The sequence below is a fragment of the Hyphomonas sp. CACIAM 19H1 genome (assembly GCF_003325995.1).
GTDB classification, from domain to species: domain Bacteria; phylum Pseudomonadota; class Alphaproteobacteria; order Caulobacterales; family Hyphomonadaceae; genus Hyphomonas; species Hyphomonas polymorpha.
The window spans coordinates 3,626,749-3,647,859 of sequence record NZ_CP016437.1 but is presented as its reverse complement, the minus strand read 5'-3'; the positions used below and the strand labels follow the sequence as shown (position 1 = coordinate 3,647,859).

General features: G+C 61.8%; 25 protein-coding genes and 1 riboswitch. Of the genes, 12 read left to right on the top strand and 13 right to left on the bottom strand.

The genetic code is table 11. The annotated features are described in order from the left end of the window. The first annotated feature begins 5 nt into the window (after nucleotides 1–5). A complete protein-coding gene (locus tag BBF93_RS19620; protein ID WP_162786620.1) occupies nucleotides 6–293 on the top strand; it encodes a hypothetical protein in 288 nt (95 codons plus the stop codon). A 571-nt stretch (nucleotides 294–864) separates the two neighbouring features. On the opposite strand, the gene BBF93_RS17080 is transcribed toward BBF93_RS19620, so the two are convergent. Next, nucleotides 865–1,179, bottom strand: coding sequence for a zeta toxin family protein (locus tag BBF93_RS17080; RefSeq protein WP_114106701.1), 315 nt, complete (start codon nucleotides 1,177–1,179; stop codon nucleotides 865–867). Between the two features lie 6 nt (nucleotides 1,180–1,185). Beyond that, entirely contained in the window at nucleotides 1,186–3,081 is a 1,896-nt protein-coding gene (gene thiC / locus BBF93_RS17075) for a phosphomethylpyrimidine synthase ThiC (protein ID WP_035600335.1), read from the bottom strand. A gap of 37 nt (nucleotides 3,082–3,118) precedes the next feature. Continuing rightward, nucleotides 3,119–3,230: riboswitch (TPP riboswitch) on the bottom strand. Nucleotides 3,231–3,333: 103 nt separating this feature from the next. Here thiC and BBF93_RS17070 point away from each other — a divergent pair. Further along, nucleotides 3,334–3,564, top strand: coding sequence for a hypothetical protein (locus BBF93_RS17070; protein ID WP_035600337.1), 231 nt, complete (start codon nucleotides 3,334–3,336; stop codon nucleotides 3,562–3,564). Here the strand turns inward: BBF93_RS17070 and BBF93_RS17065 are convergent, their stop codons facing one another. Beyond that, nucleotides 3,565–4,533, bottom strand: a complete 969-nt coding sequence (locus BBF93_RS17065) for a hypothetical protein (RefSeq protein ID WP_114106700.1) — start codon at nucleotides 4,531–4,533, stop codon at nucleotides 3,565–3,567. A 170-nt stretch (nucleotides 4,534–4,703) separates the two neighbouring features. Between BBF93_RS17065 and BBF93_RS17060 the strand changes: the two genes are divergently transcribed. Next, complete coding sequence (locus BBF93_RS17060; RefSeq protein ID WP_114106699.1) at nucleotides 4,704–5,051, top strand: helix-turn-helix transcriptional regulator; 348 nt, start codon at nucleotides 4,704–4,706, stop codon at nucleotides 5,049–5,051. Further along, a complete protein-coding gene (locus BBF93_RS17055; protein WP_035600341.1) occupies nucleotides 5,048–5,509 on the top strand; it encodes an SRPBCC domain-containing protein in 462 nt (153 codons plus the stop codon). Before BBF93_RS17060 ends, BBF93_RS17055 begins: the two co-directional genes overlap by 4 nt. A gap of 3 nt (nucleotides 5,510–5,512) precedes the next feature. Here the strand turns inward: BBF93_RS17055 and BBF93_RS17050 are convergent, their stop codons facing one another. The 4 genes from BBF93_RS17050 to BBF93_RS17035 all read right to left on the bottom strand — a co-directional run bounded on the left by BBF93_RS17050 (nucleotide 5,513) and on the right by BBF93_RS17035 (nucleotide 7,926). Continuing rightward, complete coding sequence (locus BBF93_RS17050; protein ID WP_035600342.1) at nucleotides 5,513–6,397, bottom strand: PHB depolymerase family esterase; 885 nt, start codon at nucleotides 6,395–6,397, stop codon at nucleotides 5,513–5,515. A 101-nt stretch (nucleotides 6,398–6,498) separates the two neighbouring features. Beyond that, nucleotides 6,499–6,840, bottom strand: coding sequence for an ArsC/Spx/MgsR family protein (locus BBF93_RS17045; protein WP_114106698.1), 342 nt, complete (start codon nucleotides 6,838–6,840; stop codon nucleotides 6,499–6,501). Nucleotides 6,841–6,934: 94 nt separating this feature from the next. Further along, nucleotides 6,935–7,180: a hypothetical protein gene (locus tag BBF93_RS20100; RefSeq protein ID WP_370454391.1), complete on the bottom strand. Its 246-nt coding sequence runs from the start codon at nucleotides 7,178–7,180 to the stop codon at nucleotides 6,935–6,937. Further along, nucleotides 7,177–7,926 carry a phosphodiester glycosidase family protein gene (locus BBF93_RS17035; RefSeq protein ID WP_035600349.1) on the bottom strand — a complete coding sequence of 250 codons (750 nt, stop codon included), beginning with the start codon at nucleotides 7,924–7,926 and terminating at the stop codon, nucleotides 7,177–7,179. Before BBF93_RS17035 ends, BBF93_RS20100 begins: the two co-directional genes overlap by 4 nt. Nucleotides 7,927–8,034: 108 nt before the next feature. On the opposite strand from BBF93_RS17035, the gene BBF93_RS17030 reads away from it, so the two are divergent. After that, the gene (locus BBF93_RS17030; RefSeq protein WP_114106697.1) at nucleotides 8,035–10,269 is read left to right on the top strand and encodes a spermidine synthase; all 2,235 of its coding nucleotides are present in this window, start codon (nucleotides 8,035–8,037) and stop codon (nucleotides 10,267–10,269) included. An 11-nt stretch (nucleotides 10,270–10,280) separates the two neighbouring features. Here the strand turns inward: BBF93_RS17030 and rlmN are convergent, their stop codons facing one another. Beyond that, nucleotides 10,281–11,450 (bottom strand): 23S rRNA (adenine(2503)-C(2))-methyltransferase RlmN, encoded by a 1,170-nt coding sequence (rlmN, locus tag BBF93_RS17025; protein ID WP_114106696.1) that lies wholly within the window; start codon nucleotides 11,448–11,450, stop codon nucleotides 10,281–10,283. Between the two features lie 188 nt (nucleotides 11,451–11,638). Here rlmN and BBF93_RS17020 point away from each other — a divergent pair, with 188 nt between their 5' ends. Beyond that, nucleotides 11,639–12,274, top strand: a complete 636-nt coding sequence (locus BBF93_RS17020) for an OmpA family protein (protein WP_084324349.1) — start codon at nucleotides 11,639–11,641, stop codon at nucleotides 12,272–12,274. Between the two features lie 74 nt (nucleotides 12,275–12,348). On the opposite strand, the gene BBF93_RS17015 is transcribed toward BBF93_RS17020, so the two are convergent. After that, nucleotides 12,349–12,864: an invasion associated locus B family protein gene (locus BBF93_RS17015; RefSeq protein ID WP_233349188.1), complete on the bottom strand. Its 516-nt coding sequence runs from the start codon at nucleotides 12,862–12,864 to the stop codon at nucleotides 12,349–12,351. A gap of 108 nt (nucleotides 12,865–12,972) precedes the next feature. Between BBF93_RS17015 and BBF93_RS17010 the strand changes: the two genes are divergently transcribed. Continuing rightward, nucleotides 12,973–13,617: a sigma-70 family RNA polymerase sigma factor gene (locus BBF93_RS17010; protein ID WP_233349187.1), complete on the top strand. Its 645-nt coding sequence runs from the start codon at nucleotides 12,973–12,975 to the stop codon at nucleotides 13,615–13,617. A 91-nt stretch (nucleotides 13,618–13,708) separates the two neighbouring features. Further along, nucleotides 13,709–14,383, top strand: coding sequence for a ChrR family anti-sigma-E factor (locus BBF93_RS17005; RefSeq protein WP_051612655.1), 675 nt, complete (start codon nucleotides 13,709–13,711; stop codon nucleotides 14,381–14,383). A 4-nt stretch (nucleotides 14,384–14,387) separates the two neighbouring features. On the opposite strand, the gene BBF93_RS17000 is transcribed toward BBF93_RS17005, so the two are convergent. Genes BBF93_RS17000 through BBF93_RS16990 form a run of 3 tightly spaced genes read right to left on the bottom strand, consistent with a single transcriptional unit; the run spans nucleotide 14,388 to nucleotide 16,107 of the window. Then, entirely contained in the window at nucleotides 14,388–14,918 is a 531-nt protein-coding gene (locus tag BBF93_RS17000) for an RNA methyltransferase (RefSeq protein WP_114106694.1), read from the bottom strand. Further along, a complete protein-coding gene (locus tag BBF93_RS16995; protein ID WP_114106693.1) occupies nucleotides 14,918–15,238 on the bottom strand; it encodes a hypothetical protein in 321 nt (106 codons plus the stop codon). The genes BBF93_RS17000 and BBF93_RS16995 overlap by 1 nt, the downstream gene beginning before the upstream one ends. Continuing rightward, nucleotides 15,235–16,107: an isoaspartyl peptidase/L-asparaginase family protein gene (locus tag BBF93_RS16990; protein ID WP_114106692.1), complete on the bottom strand. Its 873-nt coding sequence runs from the start codon at nucleotides 16,105–16,107 to the stop codon at nucleotides 15,235–15,237. Before BBF93_RS16990 ends, BBF93_RS16995 begins: the two co-directional genes overlap by 4 nt. A 97-nt stretch (nucleotides 16,108–16,204) precedes the next feature. On the opposite strand from BBF93_RS16990, the gene BBF93_RS16985 reads away from it, so the two are divergent. Both BBF93_RS16985 and BBF93_RS16980 read left to right on the top strand, forming a co-directional pair. Then, nucleotides 16,205–17,194 carry an NADPH:quinone oxidoreductase family protein gene (locus tag BBF93_RS16985; protein WP_035600369.1) on the top strand — a complete coding sequence of 330 codons (990 nt, stop codon included), beginning with the start codon at nucleotides 16,205–16,207 and terminating at the stop codon, nucleotides 17,192–17,194. 34 nt (nucleotides 17,195–17,228) lie between these two features. Further along, nucleotides 17,229–17,594 carry a DUF1801 domain-containing protein gene (locus tag BBF93_RS16980; RefSeq protein ID WP_162786619.1) on the top strand — a complete coding sequence of 122 codons (366 nt, stop codon included), beginning with the start codon at nucleotides 17,229–17,231 and terminating at the stop codon, nucleotides 17,592–17,594. 96 nt (nucleotides 17,595–17,690) lie between these two features. Here BBF93_RS16980 and dnaK read toward each other — a convergent pair whose 3' ends face one another. Then, nucleotides 17,691–19,586, bottom strand: a complete 1,896-nt coding sequence (gene dnaK, locus BBF93_RS16975) for a molecular chaperone DnaK (protein ID WP_114106690.1) — start codon at nucleotides 19,584–19,586, stop codon at nucleotides 17,691–17,693. Nucleotides 19,587–19,873: 287 nt separating this feature from the next. Between dnaK and BBF93_RS16970 the strand changes: the two genes are divergently transcribed. Both BBF93_RS16970 and BBF93_RS16965 read left to right on the top strand, forming a co-directional pair. Then, complete coding sequence (locus tag BBF93_RS16970; protein WP_035600485.1) at nucleotides 19,874–20,098, top strand: DUF2061 domain-containing protein; 225 nt, start codon at nucleotides 19,874–19,876, stop codon at nucleotides 20,096–20,098. An 81-nt stretch (nucleotides 20,099–20,179) separates the two neighbouring features. Then, nucleotides 20,180–21,100, top strand: coding sequence for a hypothetical protein (locus tag BBF93_RS16965; protein ID WP_114106689.1), 921 nt, complete (start codon nucleotides 20,180–20,182; stop codon nucleotides 21,098–21,100). Nucleotides 21,101–21,111: the final 11 nt, after the last annotated feature.

Below are 21,111 nucleotides of genomic sequence, written 5' to 3'. Positions count from 1 at the left end.
TGAAGATGAACGACATTCGTAAAAAATTGAGTCCCGATCTATTACCCATTTATGAAGATGAAATTGCGCGGGGGAATGAGGTATTAAGGGTGGATGAGCCCGCTGGGTCGCTTTGTCCACTTGCAGTGGTATTTCGTCTTCCGCTTAAGCGCGAGAGTGCTCCATCGAGCCAAGCAGTTGGAAATGACGTATATTGGCATGAAAATGCCGACCCTCGCTACGAGGTGGACGGAATGGCCGGATTTGCGAGTAAGAAAAGTCGGCAGTTTATCTATGGTCCGATAGCACGCTGAGTGCGCATTTAGCGGTATTGAGTGTTGATTTCTGCTGAGAACTGACCCGCGTTGTAACTATCTTTCGGGTTTCATTTCCGGGTCAAGATGATGCCTTTATCGGCCTCTGCGCCGAGCTGTCATTGCTAACAAGATGCGCGAATGGAGTGATGGGGGCTTTGGCACGCGAAGCCTCGTAGGGTGGGTTAGCCGAAGGCGTAACCCACCGGGCGGCGGGTGCGGCGAGGGCAGACGGTGGGTATCGCTTCGCTCAACCCACCCTACCAATGCTAGCGCTTTGATGGAGAGGGTTTGTAACGACCGGATTGCAACTCGGCACGCCCAGAGGTGCCGTCTTTCGCGGCCGCTTTGAGCGCACGTTCTATCATGGCCCGGTCAGGGCGCTTTTGTGAACTGGTCGAAGATTTCATAGCTTTGTCCATTCCACTTATACCAATACCACAAGTCCGGCAGGTGACGATAGGTTGCTTCAAACAACTCCAATCCCCGATGATAGCGGCGTCTTATGTCCTTTTCAGGAATTCCGTGACCACCCATGGCCACGCGCTTTTCGACACGCGCGACGGCGAAGTCAGGCCCGGGGGACTTCCAGAAAGATCAGGGTGACCGTGTACCCCTCAACCTGCCAAGCGGGAATTCTTTTGGTATATTGATTTGAGGAAAGCGTTGTTTCCACAATGAAATCCCGGTGGGCGGCAACCGTTTCCTCGAGTCGGCGGATGAGTTCTCTGCCGGCCGCCAATGGCGAAGCTGTCGTTGCGCTTTCTGCCTGTATCTCGTCAGCATTGAGGAACACTGCATTGGGGAAAGCCATCGGGACAAAGTGGCGGGCAAAAGTGGTTTTGCCCGCACCATTCGCGCCAGCTATGATAATAGCGTCCGGCATTCCGCTTTAATCAATCGCCTCTCTCTTCCGGCCATCCTCGGAGAGATAAATCTCCCCGCCCTTGTCCAGGAACTCGCGGCTTTTTTCCTCCATGCCCTTGCGGGCTTCGGCGGCCTGTTTTTCCAGGTCCATCCGTTCGTTCTCGGACATTCCGGCGGCGTAGTCGCGGACTTCCGCGGTGATCTTCATCGAGCAGAATTTCGGGCCGCACATGGAGCAGAAATGGGCCACTTTATGTGCGTCTTTCGGCAGGGTCTGGTCGTGGAAGTCGCGGGCGGTTTCGGGGTCGAGCGCCAGGTTGAACTGGTCTTCCCAGCGGAATTCAAACCGCGCGCGCGACAGCGCATCATCGCGCAGCTGCGCCGCCGGGTGGCCCTTGGCGAGGTCGGCCGCATGGGCGGCGATGCGGTAGGTGATCACGCCGACCTTCACATCATTCCGGTCCGGCAGGCCCAGATGCTCCTTGGGCGTCACATAGCAGAGCATGGACGTGCCAAACCAGCCGATCATCGCCGCGCCGATGCCGGAGGTGATGTGGTCATAGCCCGGAGCAATATCGGTCACCAGCGGCCCGAGCGTGTAGAAGGGGGCTTCGCCGCAGGCTTTGAGCTGCTTGTCCATGTTGATCTTGATCTTGTGCATCGGCACATGGCCGGGCCCTTCGATCATCACCTGGCAGCCCTTCGCCCAGGCGATCTTCGTCAGCTCACCGAGCGTTTCGAGCTCTGCAAACTGGGCCGCGTCGTTCGCGTCCGCAATCGCGCCGGGGCGTAGGCCATCCCCCAATGAGAAGGAGACATCATAGGCGCGCATGATGTCGCAGATTTCCTCGAAATGGGTGTAGAGGAAGCTCTCCTTGTGATGGGCGAGCATCCATTTCGCCATGATGGAGCCGCCGCGCGAGACGATGCCGCAGACGCGCTTTGCGGTGAGGTGGATATAGGCGAGGCGCACACCGGCATGGATGGTGAAATAATCGACGCCCTGTTCGCACTGCTCGATCAGCGTGTCGCGGTAGACTTCCCAGGTAAGGTCTTCGGCAATGCCGTTGACCTTCTCCAGCGCCTGATAGATCGGCACGGTGCCGATGGGCACGGGGCTGTTGCGGATGATCCATTCGCGGGTGTTGTGAATGTTGCGGCCGGTGGAGAGGTCCATCACATTGTCCGCGCCCCAGCGGGTCGCCCAGACCATTTTCTCCACTTCCTCTTCCACGGAGGAGGCAACGGCCGAGTTGCCGATATTGGCATTGATCTTCACAAGGAAGTTGCGCCCGATGATCTGGGGCTCAAGCTCGGCATGGTTGATGTTGGAGGGGATGATGGCGCGGCCACGGGCAATCTCTGAACGGACGAATTCGGGTGTGATGAATTCGGGGATCTCCGCGCCGAAGGAATTGCCCTGGTCAATCTGCGCGCGGGCGTTTTCGAGCGCCTGCTGCCGCCCGAGGTTTTCCCGCTCGGCCACATAGATCATCTCCTTGGTGATGATGCCGGCGCGGGCGAACTCGTATTGGGTCACCCTCTGGCCGGGCAGGCCGCGCAGGGGCCTGTGCTTCACCGGGAATTCGCGGGCGAGATATTTGCCGGTGGCGCCGCCATTGTCTTCGGGCTTTACGTCCCGGCCTTCATATTCCTCCACGCCGCCACGCTCCAGGATCCAGTCGCGGCGGCCGCGGGGCAGGCCTTTTTCCACATCGATCTCGGCGGCCGGGTCCGAATAGGGGCCGGAGGTGTCATAGACGCGCACCGGCGGCTCATTGGCAGACGGATGAAGGTCAATCTCCCGGTGGGGCACGGCAAGGCCGGGGGCGGGATGGGTATAGACCTTGCGGCTGGCGGGCAGGGCGCCGGTCGTGACTTTGGGGGCGTCGAAATCGCCGGGCTTGGTGGGCTTGTTCATCTGGGTCTCCAATCAACTGTGAAGACCCGGGAGCGTTTAGCGTCTCGGTTTCCGTTCCTACGCCGGCGCGACCCGGATCAGGTTCAAAGGGTGCTGGAGCGGTATCGGCCCCATCTCAGCGCTTGCCATGCGCGCCCCTCGGATAGGGGAACCATAGGGGAGATGGGCGGCCGGGGGAAGGGGGTGTGGGGAACCTTTGGCGCGGACGCGCATTGGTTAATTCGATAGGTTGAGCAGGGGCATCTGACACCAATGAAAGCGTTTCATGCAATCGTGACGGCCATTCTGGTCTTGTTCTTCGCCATCATGATGATCTTCCGCCTGGTAGACGGGTCCTTCGAATCCGCCGGCGCGCGGATGGACCGGATGATGGGCGCGGCGGCGACGGAAGCGAGCGCTGCAGCGAATGAGGTCGTCGAAGCGACAGACGCGGCGGTTGAGGATATCGCCGCCGATATTGCCAACGAGCGCGACGAGAACTGATCAGTCTGCCGCCAGGCTGGCGTCAACTGTCTTTTTCCATCTGTTGGCCTGCTCGAGCTGTTCGTGGTCCTTGGCTGCAAGGGTTTCGGGAAGCTTGTAGAGCGCGTCCAGATAGGGCTTTGCCTTTTCTGCCAGCGGGCGGGCGCGGGCATCGAATTCCGCTTTCCGCGCCAGCATCTCGTCTTCTTCGAAGATCAGGTCACGAAGCATTTCGTGGCGCCAGTACCAGCCTCCATTTCGCATCTGGAAGTCTTCACTGTAATGATGGCCCCAGCCGGTGAGCACTTCAACTTCCTGGCCGTATAGCCGGGCGAGGTAAAAGTTGAGGTCACGGCGATGGCTGGGGCAGGAGGCTTGCAGCATCTGGAGCCGGGTTTCAGCCAGGACAAACAACGGCTGATCGGATTTCATGAAAACGTTTTTATCCCACAGTCGGGCCTCGTCCGCCAAGCGGCTGGCGGAATGGGCTGCATATGGGCAGCCGGAATAAGGTTCTCCGGAAAGCAGGCGCGGGGGCATACCTGCCTCTGCCAGCGCCACCCCATAGGGCAGCACCCGGTCAATCAGTACGCCCGTGGCCTGACTGTACCCGAAATAATCGATACTTGAGCCATCGGACTTCTTAAGGACGGCCGGGCCAATTCGCGGGTTCCATGAACTGTCATTGAGGCTGATCGCGCGCTCGGCAAGATCGACATAGTGGGCCAGCTTCTGCCTGTCCGGGGTGGCCTGGATTACGGCGCCCAGCAGCGTGGCAGCGAGGGCCTGAACATGAGTTCTGGCTTGGCAGGTTGCCACCGCCCATTCGGCCAGCGCTGCAACGGGCGCTGCGTCGGATTGCGCGCCTCGCCCAATGGATTCAACCATTTCATAGAGGCGTTGCTCGGCATCCTCGGGGCAGGGTTCGGCTTCTGCATGAGCGGTGATGCTGAAAGCCAGCAGGCTGAACGCGGCGAGGGCAAGGCGCATGAATGGGCGGCTCCGGGTTGGTGCTCGCCAGCAACTAACGGAGGGCCTGCGGGTCTCCTACCCCCGGAAGAGGGGCAACGACGAAACCATTAGGCCAAGGCGATTAACTGGAAAGTTAGGGGATAACCTAAGTATATTGACTCGCCCGGCGGCGCGCGATACTAAGGCATATGACTAACCATTCGCCGATCGATCCTCACCTTCTCGACCGGGGTTTCAGTGCCCTGGCAGATGCGACGCGCCGGGACATCATTGCGCGACTGTCGACAGGGGAGGCAAGCGTGACCGATCTCGCGGCGGGCTATGACATGGCTCTCCCAAGTTTTCTGCAGCATGTGCGTGTCCTGGAAGCGGCGGGTCTCATCACCACGGTGAAGACCGGGAGAGTGCGCACTTGCCGGCTGGAAACGCAGCGTCTTGCCGACCTCGACCGGTGGATCGCCCGCTATCATGCCGCCTGGCAGGGCCGGCTCGACCGGCTCGGCGACTTGCTCAATCAAAAAGGAGATACCCAATGACCCATCAGACGATGGTGCACCGGACCGAAACACTCGAGAGAACCTATGCGGCGAGCCCCATGCGGGTGTTCCGGGCTTGGGAAGATCCAGAGATACGGCGTATCTGGGGTGCTCCGTCCACTGATGTCGAGATTCGCAATGAAGCCGCGGATTTCCGCGTTGGCGGCGAAGATATCCAGATCTGCATGGTGGGCGGCGAGCCGGTGGCCACGGTAGTCGGGCGCTATCTTGATATCGTGCCAGACGCGCGGATCGTTTATTCCGAGGCAATCAGCGAGGGATCCACACTGCTGGGCGTGAGCCTGATTTCGGCCGAGTTTATCGGCGTGGAAAACGGAACGCGTATGGTGCTTACCCTGCAGACAGTCGCGGTGGACGGTTCAGACCTGCTGGAAGGCGTCAAGGTCGGATGGACGAATGCGCTCGATAACCTTGCGGGCGTGCTGATCCCTGCCTGACGATCAGCGCTGGCTGTTGAAGAAGGTGAGAAGGGTGTCTTCGATCTGATAGCTGGCGGCGGCCCGCGAAGCCCATTCATGGCCGCCGGTTTCTGCGCTCAGGGCCAGCAGGGTTGAGCCTCCTGCGCAGGCGCGTCGGATTTCGGTCAGGCCGGGCGCAGGCGAGGCGATGCCTGGCGCGCCGCAGCCTTTGAGGCGGGCAAGCTCTACTTCCGCCTTTTCAAAACCAAGGTGCGGCTGCGTGCGCCAGCGTTCGGCTTTGTCATCCGGGTTGCCGGAATAACTCAGCACCTCGTCATCCTTGGCATGGTACATGAAGATCGACGTACGCGCGGGAAGGGCGGGTTGGTCGGCAAAGATGGCGCCGCTGATCGGGGCGATGGCACGGGGAGCGTCTTTCATCTGCCCGGCGACCCGGTAGGACAGCATCGCGCCGTTGGAATGGCCCACCAGGAATATCCGTGTACGGTCTATTCCGATCTTGCGGTCAAGCGCGTCGACCGCCGCGTTGATGTAGGTGGCTTCATCGATGTTCTGGCGCTGGGCATAGGCGCAGCAATGGGCGGCGTTCCAGGTCCGCAGCTTTTCGCCGTCCCTGCGGGAGGAGCCGTTCATATAGACCACCGCATAGCCCGCTTCGGTGAAGGTGCGGGCCAGCTTGCGGGATTTTGACGCCATCCACTCCGCGCCGCCGCCGCCGCCATGGAAAACCAGCACAACGGGCATACCTCGGCGGGTGTCTTGCGGAGTGTAGAGAATAAACTCGCGTTGGTCCTTGCCTGCCTTCACCGAAAGGGTTTCGGCTTTGGGGGAGGGGCCCGGCGCGGCGGCTGCCACCCCTCCGAGCAGTATGCAGCTTAAAATCAGGGTCGCGATCAAGGGGCGCATCACACGTCTCCGGCAGCCAGTCCGTGTTCAACGTATGGCGGCTTTATCATCCGTCGCGCGGCCTGGAGAAAATTTCGGGCGCTTTGCCCTCGCTGTTCTCGTCAGCCGAGCCTTGCCTTGGTTTCGGCTGTCCAGCCTACAAGCACCTCATCGCCCGTCTCGATCACCGGGCGTTTGATCAGAGTGGGGTTGCCCAGCAGCAAGCCTTCGAGAGTAACACCGCTCGCCCGCGCCTTGTCTTCGTCCGACAGGCTGCGCCAGGTGGTGGAGCTGCGATTGACGAGTTTTTCGCCCACCGCTGCAATCCAGCGTGGCAGTTTGGAGGGAAGGTCGGCCTCGGCGCGAATGTCCACAAACTCGGCGGGTTTTCCGGCCGCTTCGAGCTCCTTGATCGCCTTCTTGCAGGTGTCGCAGTTTTTCAGGCCGTAAAGTGTGGGCGTCATGGGGGGCTCTTCCAATTATTGGTACGGGGTCTGGGAGGCAGATATGGCCGGCCCGGAGGGTCCGCAACCGGCTTATCCGACCTGTAAGAAGCGCTCAGCAGTCAGGCGGGATCGTCCACGAAAACCTCGCCATCGAGATCATCAAGACCCCGCTGCAGGTGCATACGCACATCCTGCACAGCTTCATTGTAGACTGCCGGACGATCAGCGCCGTCATGCGGTCCACCAGTTCGCCTGCCTGAAACGGGCTGAGCGCAATGTCGAAATCCTGCGACGCCAGCTTGCAGAGTTCATCGACAAGGCGCTGGCGGCGTTCTGGCGAAAGGACGAGTGTTTTCATTCCCGGATGACGCCGACGATGGGGCCCATGTCCAGCCCGGTCTCGACGCGCTCCAGCGCTGGCACATACACCTTTGAGACCGCCCCATCGAGATAGAGCGCGTTGGGCGTGCCAAGCTCGTCCCGGAAGAGGCGCGCGAACGAATGGAAGTTCACGGAAACATCGCTGATGACGAAATAGACAGTGCGGCCATCTGCGCTGACGCCAACACCGTTGCGGCGGCGCAGGCTCGTGCCATCCGGATTGAGCGCCGGGTGAAGCTCGCCATCAATCACCAGCATCGGGCCGGACTGGGTGGCAAAGCGCGGCGGGGCATCCTTGAACCGCTCATCGAAGGCAAGGGTTTCGGAAACGCCCGCCCGGCCGTTATCGATCCAGAAGACCCCATTGGGCAGCATGCCGAAATTGCCGGGCCCAGCCGAGCGTACCAGGCCCATCTCCGCTTCGCCGTCCTCGATATAGAGGCCCACGGGCCGGCGGTCGTCATGATACATGCCGGCATTCATGGCGAAGACGAGGTTGCCCCCCTGAGAGGCTACGTGATTGGCCAGCCGGTCAAACTGGCCGAAGGGGGTGCCGGTCTCATCGCGCAGGAAAAGCCGGATTGTATCCTGCGAAGCATCAAACTCGCATACAAGATAGGGAAGGTTTTCAAAGGTTTGCGTCTTGCAGGGGCCTTCTTCCGCGCTGCCGCAGGCTGAAAGAACCGCGCCACAGAGGGCCAGGAGAAAGGGAGGCAAACGCATTCCTTACAGGTTAATCATCAGCCGTGGATTCGCAACTGCGCCAAGTGTCTATGCTGTGAAAGCTGTCCTTTACCCCCCTTTGATAGTCTTGCGTTAAAGGGGTCCTCGATGAACCAGCCTTCCGCCGCCCACGCGCCGCCCGCCGGTCCCCTCCTGCACAGATTTGCCGGCTTGCCCTTTGTCGTGACCGTGTTTCTGTCAGCGGCGCTGGTCTTCCTCGTCCAGCCAATGTTTGCCCGCATGGCAACGCCGCTGCTCGGCGGGTCTCCGAATGTCTGGAATGTGTCGCTGGTTTGTTTTCAGGCGGCGCTGCTGGCTGGATATGCCTACGCCCACCTGCTGACGCATCTCGTGAAGTCGCTTTCCCGGCAGGTGATGGTGCATGGCGCGCTGCTCGTTATCGCCGCGCTTGTCCTGCCGTTTGAATTGACCGGCCTCTTTGGCGATCCAGATCCCGCGCGCCCGGCGCTCTGGCTGATCGGGGTGTTTGCCGTTTCGATCGCGCCGCCCTTCGCGATCATTTCGGCAACCGCCCCGCTGATCCAGGCATGGTATGCGCGCACGGGCCGGGACGATGCCCACGATCCCTACCATCTCTATGCCGCCAGCAATGCCGGTTCGCTCCTCGGGCTGGCAGCCTATCCGTTGCTGCTGGAGCCGCTCGCGCCGCTGGCAGGGCAGGCGATGGCCTGGTCGGCCGGGTATGGCGTGCTGCTGGTGCTGCTGATCGGCTGCGGCCTGCTGACGATGCGCGCGCCTGCCGAGGGAGCAGTGCCGGTTTCTACAAGCCAAGCGGCACGTAGCGCTGAGCCCTCTCCAAGCGTCTGGCGCCAGCGCCTCTGGTGGCTTGTTCTGGCCTTCGTTCCCTCCAGCCTTCTCGTCGGCGTGACCACGCATATCTCCACGGATGTGGCCAGCGCGCCCTTCCTCTGGGCGCCCCCTCTGATGCTCTATATCGGCAGCTTCATCGTGGTCTTCGCCAAACGGCCACCTATCAGCCTGCCGGCCGCGATGACCATCCTGCCGGTATGCGCGGGGCTTGCCCTCTTTGTGCTGACGAAGGTGTCGGGCGTGCCGACACTGCTTACCTTCGTTGTCCACCTGACGGCCCTGTTCTTCGCTGCCGTTGCCTGCCATGGCCTTCTGGCAAACGACCGCCCGGAGACGGGCCGCCTCACCGAATTCTATCTTCTGATGTCGCTGGGGGGTGTCCTGGGCGGCGCGTTCAATGCGCTGCTCGTGCCTGTCATCTTCACCACTGTCGCCGAGTATCCGCTGATGCTGTTGGCGGCGCTGCTGCTGATGCCTCAGCGTTACTGGCTTGGGCCGACCTGGATGATCGTGGTGGCGGCGGTTGCCGGCGGCTTGGCGATCATTGCGCAGTATGTGTACGAAGTTCCCGCCTTGGCGCGTGAGCCGGAGCGATCCTTCTTCGTGCTTCTGGTTCTGGCGCTCGTGGCGCTTTACGCAGTGCGCCGCTCCCGGCTTGCCAGCGTCGGCGCTGCCGCCGCAATCTGGGCAATAGGCGCCGCGACGAGCCCGACGGTGGGCGCTTATTCAGAGCGCGGATTTTTTGGCGTGGTGAAGATCCACGACCGGGACGGCTACCGCGTCATGGTGCATGGTACCACGCTGCACGGCGCCCAGGCCCTCGGTGAAGAAGCCTGGCGGCCTGCCACCTATTATGCGCCGGAAACACCCATCGGCCAGGTCTTCGCAGGCCATACGCGCCCCGGCAGGGTTGGCGCGCTGGGCCTGGGGGCGGGGTCTGTGGCCTGCTATGCCGGGGAAGGGCAGCACTACACCTTCTATGAGATCGACCCCATCGTTGCCCGCCTCGCCAGCGATCCGGCACGTTTCACATACCTCTCTGAGTGCACGCCCGATGCGGACATTGTTCTGGGCGATGGCCGGCTCACCCTGGTTTCAGAGCCGGAAGGCGCATTCGACATTCTGCTGATCGATGCCTTCTCGTCAGACTCCGTACCCACTCATTTGATGACCCGGGAAGCCGTCGCGCTTTATCTTTCCCGCCTGAAGGAAGACGGCGTCCTGCTGCTGCATGTTTCCAACCGCTATATGGCGCTCGAAACGGTCGTTGGCCGCGTCGCCGGTGAACTCGGCGCGCCCGCCCGCATGCAATATCACACCGTACGGGAAACGGGCTATCGCGCTCAATCCAGCGCAGTCGTGGCGATTGCCCGAAATGATCTCGCGCTCGCGCCCCTGGATTCCACCGGCGTGTGGAGTGTTCTGGAAAGCGATGGGGGCCGTGCGTGGACGGACGACTATTCCAATATTCCCGGCGCCATCTGGGACCGCCTGGTGCATAAGCGCCGCTGATGCAAGGGCTGTTAGCCCTGCGTTTCTGAGCCTTCGGCCGCCAGGCGCTGCTTGCGCAGTTCGCTGGCGCGGACCTTGACGCTTTCCGACCGCAGCTGCCCGCAAGCGGCGAGAATATCCCGGCCGCGCGGTGTGCGGATGGGGGAGGCATAGCCTGCGCGGTTCAGCACTTCGGCGAAGGCTTCAATCGTCTCCCAGTCCGAACACTCATAGGGCGAGCCTGGCCAGGGATTGAACGGGATGAGGTTGATCTTCGAAGGCACGCCTTTCAGCAGCTTCACCAGATCGCGCGCTTCGGCCAGCGTGTCATTGACGCCTTTCAGCATCACATATTCGAAAGTCACGCGCTTGGAATTGCCAAGGTCCGGGTACGCACGGATCGCTTCGAACAGCGTTTTGATGTCATACTTTCGGTTCAGCGGGACGAGTTCATTACGCAGATCGTCATTGGTGGCGTGCAGCGAGATGGCCAGCATTGCGCCGGTGCGCGCGCCAAGCTCCGGGATCTTCGGGGCGACGCCTGCCGTTGAGACCGTAATGCGGCGCCGGCCGATGGAAATGCCATCGCCATCGGAAATCGTGTCGATCGCCTCGGCCACATTGTCGAGATTGTAGAGCGGCTCGCCCATCCCCATGAAGACGATATTCGTCAGGCGGCGGTCTTCATTGGAGGAGGGCCATTCGGCAAGCGCGTCGCGGGCGATGATGACCTGCTGGACGATTTCCTGCGCGGTCAGGTTGCGCACCAGAGCTTGCGTACCCGTATGGCAGAAGGTGCAGTTCAGCGTGCAGCCAACCTGCGAAGAGACGCACAGCGCGCCCGCCTTGCCGACATCCGGAATATAGACGCTCTCGCCCTCAATTCCTGGGGCGTAGCGGATCAGCCATTTCTGCGTGCCATCGCGGCTCACCTGATGGTCGGCGATATCCGGACGGTCGATCTCGAACTTCTCGGCAAGCTGCGCGCGCAGATCCTTGGCGATGTCGGTCATCGCGGCAAAATCGGTCACCCCGAAATGGTGAATCCAGCGGCGCAGCTGGCGCGCGCGCATGCTGGCTGGCTTGGGCTCAAGGCCGAGGGCCTCCAGCTCCGCCTTGAGCGCGGGAACCGAAAGGCCCGTCAGGCGTTTGTTGCCAGGCACAGCGTTATTCCGGCGGCTGAGGTCGAGGGTTATTGTCATGGGCGGGCCTATAGCATGAGCAGACGCATAAGGAAAACGGCGCGAACATGGACAGAGTTTAACGCGCCAGAATTCGAAAATCCCTTCATTTCAGAGGGAAAATAGAAAATTCATCGCCCAGTTGGCCTCCGTTCATATTGATCATGCCACAGGCGGTAATGTTACTTCATCCACAGGGAGTCCTTCTCATGAAGAAATCAGTTCTCATCGCGGCCGCACTGATGCTGCCGATCGTTCATGCTTGCGAAACCGGCCCCAGTCAGCGCGTTCTCACCACGGGCGCTGCCGGTGCAATCCTCGGCGCTGGCGCCGGGATGATGGCGGGCGGTGACGACAGACGTAACGCGGCCATCGGCGCTGCCGTTGGCGCCGTCGCTGGCGCATCGGTTGGCGTCTACATGGACCGGCAGGAAGAAAAACTGCGTCAGCAGACTGCAGGCACCGGCATCGAGATCGAGCGTCAGGGTGATCAGATTGCTCTGACCATGCCCTCGGGCATTTCCTTCCAGCAAGGCAGCGCAACGATCCAGCCGAGCTTCTTTCAGACGCTGAACCAGGTTGCTGCCACGCTGAACGAGTACCCCTCGACCGCTGTTGACATCCGTGGCCACGCCTCTTCGGAAGGCGCCCGCGATTTCAACCAGCGCCTGTCGCAGCAGCGCGCCGATGCTGTGCGCGGCTACCTCGTCAACCAGGGTGTGCAATCGGTTCGTATGTCGGCTATCGGCATGGGCATCGACTATCCGGTGGCTGACAATTCGACCGAAGCGGGCCGGTCTCAGAACCGCCGCGTTGAGATCATCCTGACGCCGGTTACCCAGTAATCGCGGCAGGTTCAGGAACCTGAGCAGTCAGGCGGCGGTCTCCTTCGGGAGGCCGCCGCTTTTCGTTTGGCCGGTCAGCGGCAGGCTTCTTCGGCCTTGGCAATCGCGTCGGCCGAGCCGCTGAGGGAGAATCGGTAAGTGACATTCGTTCCGCGCGCTGACTGGGCGGTGACGGTCAGGCTGGAGCCTTTCTTCAGCGCGTCGACAATGCGCGGATCATCGGCATCGTCCGCAAAGCTCTCGCGGCCGGCAACAAACATCTGCCAGGAAGACCGCCCGATGGTGGTCTTGGGGGCTTTATCGGCCTTGAGATCATAGGTGACCCGGAAGCTCGGCTGGTTCCTGGCCTGGCCAGACTTCCAGCTGGTCACATAGTACCAGACATCGCCATGCTTGACCGAAGAGGGGGCCTTGGAGCTGGCCTCGGTGGCGGCATAGCAGATCAGATCACCGCCTTTTTCCTCGGTGAACACCGCCCAGTCCTTGAACCGTCCAAGCGCTTTTGGCTCGGCCACCGCAGCCCCCGAAATGGCGGCCACCAGGATCACGAGACCGAGAGGCCGCGCGATACGTGTCGTTTTCTGTTGCATGTTGGATAAAATACTCACACATTACCTCCGACGCTCCCAGACCCATACACCGGGGGCTATCTCAAGCAAAACACCTGACGCGGGCACAACAGGGAAATTACAAGCGCCATGGTTGCCTTACCGTTCCTGAAGACAGACAATGCGCGTTCGTATCCCCGAAAGGCCCGGCGCGTGTTCGACCATACCGTCCGCATAGCAGACCCGGTCATGCGGGAACGGCATGCAGACCAGATGGCTGCCATTGCCGAACGCCGGTGCCGCAACGCCTTCTCCGAACTGTTCAGCTATTATGCCCCGCGCGTGAAGGCTTTCATGTTGCGCTTGGGGGCGGGGGACGCCGAAGCCGAGGAACTCGCGCAGGAGGTGATGATCGCCGTCTGGCAGAAGGCGGGAATGTATGACCGGCAGCAGGCCTCGGTCTCTACGTGGATTTTCAGAATTGCGCGTAACCGCCGGATCGACGCCCAGCGGCGCCAGCGCCGCCCCGAACTCAATGCAGACGATCCGGTGCTGCAGCCACCGGAGATCCAGACCCCAGATGAAACGGTATCCCGCGAGCAGCTGGACGCCGCCGTGCGCCAGCGGCTGGCCAGCCTGCCACAGGATCAGCTGATCCTGGTCCAGGCCGCGTTTTATGATGGTCTCTCCCATTCGGAGATCGCCAGAGCCTTCAATCTACCGCTGGGCACGGTCAAATCCCGTATCCGGCTGGCATTCATGCGGCTGAAAGGAGAACTGGAAGGCGGGATCTGACCCGGCAACTGCAATCTCCGGCTGTGTTTCCTTGACGAAATATCAAACCGGACAATGTTTGCTGAAAGGAATAGAGATACCCCTGACGCCAATGACTGCTGCCCCGCAAAACTCCTTCAGCGAACTCTACAGCGCCTATGCGGCGGGATGTATTGATCCCGCCTTTGCCATGATGCTGGAGGCCCAAAGTCTGATACGTGCCGATGTGCGCGGCTCGGTTGCCGTAAGCGAGATGATCGCTGGCAACTTCCTTGAGGCGGCGCCTGCGGCCCGGATGAGCGCCGGCGCGCTGGAGCGCACGCTCGCCCTGATCGACGCGCTCGAGGTTCCGGTCGAGATTCAGCGCGCTGCCGGAAAATCGGCTGGGGACGCAATTAACGAGTTGCTCAGCCTGCCTGAGCCTGTGCGTTCTGCGGCGCTTGATGCGGCAGGCCGGCAGGGCTGGCAGATGCTTGGGCTGGGCCTGAAGCGGTTGAAGCTGGATGTGGGCTCTTCCATGGATGTGGAGCTTTACCGGATCGCGGCCGGCTCCAGGATCCCGCGGCATTCCCATGGCGGCAACGAGTTCACGATGGTTCTTGCCGGCGGCTTCACTGATGAGCGGGGCACTTATGGGCCAGGCGATGTCAGCATGAATGGCCCCAACGATACACATCAGCCCGTCGCGGATGAGGACGAGGTTTGCTACGCCCTTGCCGTGCGCGATGGCGGCCTGCGGTTCACCGGTGTCATGGGCATGGTGCAGAAGCTGCTCGGCGTGCGCTGAAGGCTCAGCTGCCGGCTTTTTTTCTGTCAGGACCCTGAACATGTTTGTGGCGTGCGCCCTCCGGGCCGCCCGGCATGATGGGTTTGGGGCCATAGCCGCCCATCGAAAGATGCCGGTCATACATGACCAGAGCGCCCGCCAAGCTGACATTGATACAGAAACGGGTCGGGATCTTCACCACATGCGCGCAGCGCTCAAGCGCAGCGGCAGAGAGGTTGCCCTTTTCCGGCCCAAGGATATAGGCCGCCTGCGGAGGATGCCGGAAGACGGGCAGCTCCACGGCGTCATCGGTCAGCTCGATCCCGACCAGTTGGCAGCCTTTGGGCAGCTGCATCTCGTCCAGTGAGTCCCACTGATAATAGGGAATCTGGCCTGCGGATTTGGAGGTGTCCGATGCGTAGGCTTCCTTGAGATTGCGTTCTGCATCGATCGAGAAAACGAAGCTCGCGCCAAAGGCATGGGCCGTACGCATAAGCGCGCCGAGGTTCATCGGCTTGGAGATGCGCTCGGAGCCTATGGCGAAATAGCCCCGCATCAGAATGCCCCCAGCCAGAAGCGGCCAATCGCGACGACAATCAGCAGGGCAAGGGGGCCGGCCAGGGAAACCCGGCGGGCGAGCTTCATATGGGCAAGCGGTTTGGGATAGTCTGTCTCCAGATATTTCGCCGCCTCGGTCTCGGCCGGCTCCCGGCCCAGAGACAGGATGGCCGCGCGGTATTCGACATCATTCGGGCCGCCGCCAAACTTTGCGGCCAATGCCCGGCGCAGAACCATGGATATCATCATCCGCATCTGCGCGGCCAGCGCGATGGCAAAGACGATGATGACGGCGAGAGCCCAGAAAAGTACGGTCATAGGAAGGTTGCTACTTCGAAACGGCCTTTCCAGTCAGCCAGGCCGCGTTTCAGTCCGCTGGAATTGAACCCAGCTGCGAGGTCGCCATTGGCGGAGACGCCGATCATCCCGCCATTGCCGCCGAGACGTTTGACATCGTCCAGCGCGCCCCTGAGGGCAGGGGCCAGCGTCTCACCGCCATAGCGGATGCGGGCGGACACATCGGCGGCAGCGTTCGCCCGGATGAAATATTCGCCAAGACCGGTGCAGGAAATGGCGCAGCGTTCGTCCGCCCAGGTGCCAGCCCCGATGATCGGCGTGTCACCGATCCGGCCGGGGGTCTTGGAGAGAACACCGCCGGTGGAGGTGGCGGCGGCCATATCGCCATAGATGTCGAGCGCAACGGCGCCGACCGTGCCCATCTGCACTTTGCCGTCCTGGACGGTGTCTTCATCAACCGCCCCGTAATAGCTTGCCGGATCAGTGACGCGGGCAAGGCCCGCGGCGCCGGCGATGGCCGCGGCGCCCTTGCCGACGATCAGCACGTTGGGGGTTTTCTCCAGCACGACGCGGGCGGCGCGGATGGGGCTTTCAAAGCCCTGCAGCGCGCCGACAGCACCGGCATTGCGTGTGCGCCCGTCCATGATGGCGGCGTCGAGTTCCCATTCCCCGGCCGTATTGGGGCTGGCGCCCTTGCCGGCGACATAAAGACCAGAGGCTTCCAGGTCGAGCACCATGGCTTCGACGACATCGAGCGCAGCTTCGCCGTTCGCGAGCGCCTCGGCCCCGCGTCTCAGCAGGCCTGCGATGTGGGCCTCTTCCGGGGCGTAGTCGCGGCCGGGGATCGGTCCGGCGCCGCCATGGATGGCGATGGCCCAGATTTTCGACATCGTTGCGGGTCCTTTCCCCTTGCGTAAGGCTTGGCGCCTGCTCGCGGCATGGCTACCGTCTGAAGGTCGAAACAACAAGCTTTGAAGGGAGAGGCATATGAAAGCCGTACTGTCGAAAGTGGTCGGTGGGCCAGAAACACTCGTGATCGAGGATGTGCCAGTGCCAACCCCTGGCAAGGGGCAGGTTCTGGTGCAGGTGAAAGCGTGCGGGGTGAACTATCCCGACGTGCTGATCATTCAGGACATGTACCAGTTCAAGCCGCCGCGCCCGTTCTCTCCGGGCGGGGAAGTGGCCGGGATTGTCTCGGCTGTGGGCGAGGGCGTTGCCCATGTGAAGCCGGGCGACCGGGTGCTGGCCTCCACCGGCAATGGCGGCATGGCCGAATATTGCCTCGCGCCGGCCCATGGCGTGATGCCGATCCCCGAAGGGATGCCGTTCGAGGAGGCCGCTGCCTTCCTGATGACCTATGGCACCTCTTACTACGCCATCAAGGATCGGGGCGATCCCAAGCCCGGCGAGAAGCTGCTGGTGCTGGGCGCTGCCGGCGGGGTGGGCATTGCGGCCGTGGAACTTGGTAAGGCCATGGGCCTGGAAGTGATCGCTGCCTGCTCCAGCCAGGAGAAGGTGGATTTCTGCCTGTCCAAGGGCGCGGACAAGGGCCTTGTCTATGAGCGCGAACTGGACCGCGACGGGCAGAAGAAATTCTCCGACGACATCAAGGCCGTTTCCGGCGGCGGGGTCGATATCATATATGACGGCGTGGGCGGCAATTATGCCGAGCCGGCCGTGCGCGCGATGAACTGGGAAGGGCGCTTCCTCGTGATCGGCTTCCCGGCGGGCATTCCGAAGCTGCCGCTGAACCTGACGCTCCTGAAAAGTTGCGATGTGCGCGGCGTGTTCTGGGGCGCGGCGGTAGCGCGGGACCCGAAGGCCCACCAGCAGAACGTGAAGGAGCTGTTCGACCTCTACAAGGCCGGCAAGATCCGCCCGCATGTTTCCAACACCTATCCGATGGAGCAGGCGGCCGATGCCATCCGTGAACTGCAGGACCGCAAGGCGCAGGGCAAGGTCGTGGTGACGATGTAGCATGCCGGGGAAATCAGCCACTCCGGATGAATTCATGGCGGCGCTTGCGCACCCCAAACGCGCAGAGGCCGAAGCCCTGCGCAAGATCATCCGGGGCCTGAAGGCCCCCCGCTTCGAGGAAGGCATCAAATGGAACGCGCCCAGCTATTCGCTTGGCGGTGTGCACTACCTCACCTTCAATTTCGGGGACCGGAAATCGGTTCGTCTGATTTTCCATTGCGATACGGCGCGCAAGGAAAATAAGGGCGGGCCGCCACTGATTGCCGATGAGACGGGGCTGCTGGTCTTCCAGTCCGATATTCGTGCCCTGGCGGCGTTTGGCGGAATGGAAGAGGTGACGGTAGCCGAGAAGACGCTGCCGGAGCTCGTGACACGCTGGATTGAAGCGGCGCAGGCATAAGACCAGAAGCTCTGCCCGGCGCAGCGCTGCCCCGCAAAAGAAAAACCCCGCCGGAGTGATCCGGCGGGGTTTTGTTTGTGTCGGGATGAACCAGCCTTACTTGCGCTCGTCGACTTCTTCAAAGTCGGCATCGACCACATCGTCATTGCCGGACTGGGGCGCGTCTTCCCCCTCAGTGGCGCCAGCACCCTGAGCGGCGTAGATGGCTTCGCCGAGTTTCATCGCGGCGTTCATCAGGGCCTGATGCTTGGCCGAGATGTCGGCGGTGTTGTCGCCGGCCGCGGCTTCTTTCAGATCGGCGATGGCTTTTTCGATCTCGCCTTTCACCGCGTCGGAGACTTTCGAGCCGTGCTCGACCATCTGCTTCTCGGTCTGGTGGACCAGAGCTTCGGCGTGGTTCTTGGCTTCGACCAGTTCGCGGCGGGCCTTGTCACCGGCGGCGTTGGATTCAGCTTCAGCCATCATCTTCTTGATGTCGGCTTCAGAGAGGCCGCCATCTGCCTGGATGGTGATCTGCTGTTCCTTGCCGGTGGCCTTGTCCTTGGCCGAGACCGAAACGATGCCGTTGGCGTCGATGTCGAAGGTGACCTCGATTTGCGGCAGGCCGCGCGGGGCCGGGGCAATGCCTTCGAGATTGAACTGGCCGAGCTGCTTGTTGTCAGCAGCCATTTCGCGCTCGCCCTGGGCAACCTTGATGGTCACCGCAGGCTGGTTGTCCTCTGCCGTCGAGAAGACCTGGGACTTCTTCGTCGGGATCGTGGTGTTGCGCTCGATCAGGCGGGTGAAGATACCGCCAAGGGTTTCGATGCCGAGCGAGAGCGGGGTCACGTCGAGGAGGACCACGTCTTTGACGTCGCCTTGCAGGATGCCGCCCTGGATCGCGGCGCCGATGGCGACGACTTCATCCGGGTTGACGCCCTTATGGGGCTCGCGGCCAAAGAATTTCTTCACCGCTTCCTGGACGGCCGGCATGCGCGTCATGCCGCCGACGAGGACGACTTCGTCAATGTCGGAAGGAGACTTGCCGGCATCCTTCAGAGCTTTCCTGCACGGCTCGATGGTGCGCTGGACGAGGTCTTCGACCAGGCTTTCGAACTTGGCGCGCGTCAGTTTGATGTTGAGGTGTTTCGGGCCGGTCGCGTCTGCCGTGATGAAAGGCAGGTTCACTTCATACTGGCTGGCCGAAGACAGCTCTTTCTTGGCCTTTTCGGCTTCTTCCTTGAGGCGCTGGAGGGCCAGCTTGTCGGCCTTCAGGTCGATGCCCTGTTCCTTCTTGAACTCTGCAGCCAGGAAATCGACGACGCGCAGGTCGAAGTCTTCACCGCCGAGGAAGGTGTCCCCATTGGTGGAAAGCACTTCGAACACGCCATCACCGATTTCGAGCAGTGAGACGTCGAAAGTGCCGCCGCCAAGGTCGTAGACGGCGATGGTCTTGTTGCCGCCCTTGTCGAGGCCGTAAGCGAGGGCTGCGGCGGTCGGCTCGTTGATGATGCGGAGCACTTCAAGGCCGGCGATGCGGCCAGCATCCTTGGTGGCCTGTCGCTGGGCATCGTTAAAGTAGGCCGGGACGGTGATGACGGCCTGGGTAACCTTGGAGCCGAGATAGGCTTCAGCGGTCTCTTTCATCTTGGTGAGGATGAAGGCGGAGATTTCCTGCGGGGCGTAATCCTTGTCGCGGCCTTTCACCCAGGCGTCGCCGGCAGGGCCTTTGACGATGGCGAAGGGGGACAGTTCCTTGTCCTTCTGCGCGGTCGGATCGTCGAAGGTGCGGCCGATCAGGCGCTTGATGGCGTAGAAGGTGAAGTCAGGGTTGGTCACCGCCTGACGGCGCGCGGGCATACCGATGAGGCGTTCGCCGCTTTCAGTGAAGGCCACCACCGACGGGGTCGTGCGGGCGCCTTCTGCGTTTTCGATGACCTTGGCCTGGCCGCCTTCCATGACGGCCACGCAGGAGTTGGTGGTGCCGAGGTCGATACCGATGATCTTGCTCATATATGTCTCTCTCTTTCGTCAGCCGCCACTGGCTTCGTTTGGGTTCGGTCTGCTCAGCAGCCCCGCGCCGCCAATGGCTCTATCAAGGGTTCAGTTTTGAGCAGCGAGTTGGGGGATTAAATCCGCTCGCTTCTTTGGCCCTCGATATGGGGAACTGTGGGGCAGGCTCAAGAGGCCATGACAGATTTGCCCCATAGGCGCGCTCTATGACGCGGGCAACCCGTTCCGATTTGAAAATCATTCTCAAAGAGCGCATATGTCCTCTCATGAGAATGAGGTTTCCTCCCATGCCGCGCCCGGCCCTTAAGACCCTGACCTATAGCGCCATGCACTTTGCCGTGGCCATCTCCGTCGCCTTTGCCCTGACCGGCAGCTGGCATGCCGCGCTGGCGATCGGGATGATCGAGCCGCTGGTGCAGACGGTGGCCTATACGCTGCATGAACGCGCCTGGGAACGGATCGGCATTGGTGGCCGTCGCGTACCTGAGGCGGCGGCCGAGGCGGTTGGCTGAAGGGGTATTCTCCCACGGAACAGCTGGCCAGCCGGGCAGGGCTGAGGCAGGGTTGGCTCCGGAAAACTCTGGGAGAAATTCATGCGCCTGTTGGCAGCCGCCAGTGTGACGGCGATTTCACTTGTTCTTCTGGGCGCGTGTGGGCCCGCGAGCGTGCCAGCCGACCAGCCTGATGCGGTCGAAGCTGCTGCCGATGCTGAGGAAGCGGCCGGACCTGAGACAGCGGCGGCGAGCGCGCCACGGCTGGAACAGCTGTGGGTAACCGATGGCTTCGACGCGCCTGAGGGCGCCGCCCTTGCGCCTGATGGCAGCTATTTCATTTCCAATGTGACCGGGGACGGCAGCACAAAGGAAGGCAAGGGGTTTGTGTCCAAGCTGGGGGCGGACGGCACAATGCTGATGCTGCGCTGGGCCGAGGGGCTGGACGCGCCCAAGGGCATGACGGTGCTGGGCGATACCCTCTATGTGGCCGATATCGACCAGGTGGTGACATTCGACGTCCATAACGGGACAAAACGGGACACGATCAGCATCGACAGCGCCCAGATGCTGAACGACATGACGGTCTGGCAGGGCGAGGTGCTGGTTTCAGACTCCGGCGCGGCGAGCATTCACCGGTTGACACCGGAAGGTCCGCGGCTCCTGGGCGCCTCCACCGATTGGGCAGGCATCAATGGCTTGCTGGGGGATGGCGAGCGGCTGCTGATCTCAACGATGGCCGAGGGCTATCTGATCGAACTGCGCGGCGCTGACGCTGAGCAAATCCTGGCGCGCGGCATGAAGGATGCTGACGGTGTTGGCCTGGTGCCGGGCGGCGGGTATCTGGTGTCGAGCTGGCCGGGCCATATCCATTATGTCAGCGAAGACGGGCAGGTGACGACGCTGCTGGATACCCAGGCAGGCGGCATCCTGCAGAATGACCTGGCCGTGTTCGGCGATGTGGTGATCGTGCCCAACTGGCTGCCGGGCACGGTTACGGCGTGGCGGGTGGTGCGGGACTGATCCCGCACCTT

Coding starts and splice junctions, on each gene's coding strand:
- BBF93_RS17020 (WP_084324349.1), top strand. CDS start 11,639: ATGAAGAAATCAGTTCTCATCGCGGCCGCACTGATGCTGCCGATCGTT.
- dnaK (WP_114106690.1), bottom strand. CDS start 19,586: ATGAGCAAGATCATCGGTATCGACCTCGGCACCACCAACTCCTGCGTG.
- BBF93_RS17045 (WP_114106698.1), bottom strand. CDS start 6,840: ATGACGCCCACACTTTACGGCCTGAAAAACTGCGACACCTGCAAGAAG.
- BBF93_RS16970 (WP_035600485.1), top strand. CDS start 19,874: ATGCCGCGCCCGGCCCTTAAGACCCTGACCTATAGCGCCATGCACTTT.
- BBF93_RS17015 (WP_233349188.1), bottom strand. CDS start 12,864: ATGCAACAGAAAACGACACGTATCGCGCGGCCTCTCGGTCTCGTGATC.
- BBF93_RS20100 (WP_370454391.1), bottom strand. CDS start 7,180: ATGAAAACACTCGTCCTTTCGCCAGAACGCCGCCAGCGCCTTGTCGAT.
- BBF93_RS17010 (WP_233349187.1), top strand. CDS start 12,973: ATGGTTGCCTTACCGTTCCTGAAGACAGACAATGCGCGTTCGTATCCC.
- BBF93_RS17080 (WP_114106701.1), bottom strand. CDS start 1,179: ATGCCGGACGCTATTATCATAGCTGGCGCGAATGGTGCGGGCAAAACC.
- BBF93_RS19620 (WP_162786620.1), top strand. CDS start 6: ATGAACGACATTCGTAAAAAATTGAGTCCCGATCTATTACCCATTTAT.
- BBF93_RS16995 (WP_114106693.1), bottom strand. CDS start 15,238: ATGACCGTACTTTTCTGGGCTCTCGCCGTCATCATCGTCTTTGCCATC.
- BBF93_RS17000 (WP_114106694.1), bottom strand. CDS start 14,918: ATGCGGGGCTATTTCGCCATAGGCTCCGAGCGCATCTCCAAGCCGATG.
- BBF93_RS17060 (WP_114106699.1), top strand. CDS start 4,704: ATGACTAACCATTCGCCGATCGATCCTCACCTTCTCGACCGGGGTTTC.
- BBF93_RS17055 (WP_035600341.1), top strand. CDS start 5,048: ATGACCCATCAGACGATGGTGCACCGGACCGAAACACTCGAGAGAACC.
- BBF93_RS17035 (WP_035600349.1), bottom strand. CDS start 7,926: ATGCGTTTGCCTCCCTTTCTCCTGGCCCTCTGTGGCGCGGTTCTTTCA.
- BBF93_RS16965 (WP_114106689.1), top strand. CDS start 20,180: ATGCGCCTGTTGGCAGCCGCCAGTGTGACGGCGATTTCACTTGTTCTT.
- BBF93_RS17065 (WP_114106700.1), bottom strand. CDS start 4,533: ATGCGCCTTGCCCTCGCCGCGTTCAGCCTGCTGGCTTTCAGCATCACC.
- BBF93_RS17050 (WP_035600342.1), bottom strand. CDS start 6,397: ATGCGCCCCTTGATCGCGACCCTGATTTTAAGCTGCATACTGCTCGGA.
- BBF93_RS16985 (WP_035600369.1), top strand. CDS start 16,205: ATGAAAGCCGTACTGTCGAAAGTGGTCGGTGGGCCAGAAACACTCGTG.
- thiC (WP_035600335.1), bottom strand. CDS start 3,081: ATGAACAAGCCCACCAAGCCCGGCGATTTCGACGCCCCCAAAGTCACG.
- rlmN (WP_114106696.1), bottom strand. CDS start 11,450: ATGACAATAACCCTCGACCTCAGCCGCCGGAATAACGCTGTGCCTGGC.
- BBF93_RS17030 (WP_114106697.1), top strand. CDS start 8,035: ATGAACCAGCCTTCCGCCGCCCACGCGCCGCCCGCCGGTCCCCTCCTG.
- BBF93_RS17005 (WP_051612655.1), top strand. CDS start 13,709: ATGACTGCTGCCCCGCAAAACTCCTTCAGCGAACTCTACAGCGCCTAT.
- BBF93_RS16990 (WP_114106692.1), bottom strand. CDS start 16,107: ATGTCGAAAATCTGGGCCATCGCCATCCATGGCGGCGCCGGACCGATC.
- BBF93_RS16980 (WP_162786619.1), top strand. CDS start 17,229: ATGGCGGCGCTTGCGCACCCCAAACGCGCAGAGGCCGAAGCCCTGCGC.
- BBF93_RS17070 (WP_035600337.1), top strand. CDS start 3,334: ATGAAAGCGTTTCATGCAATCGTGACGGCCATTCTGGTCTTGTTCTTC.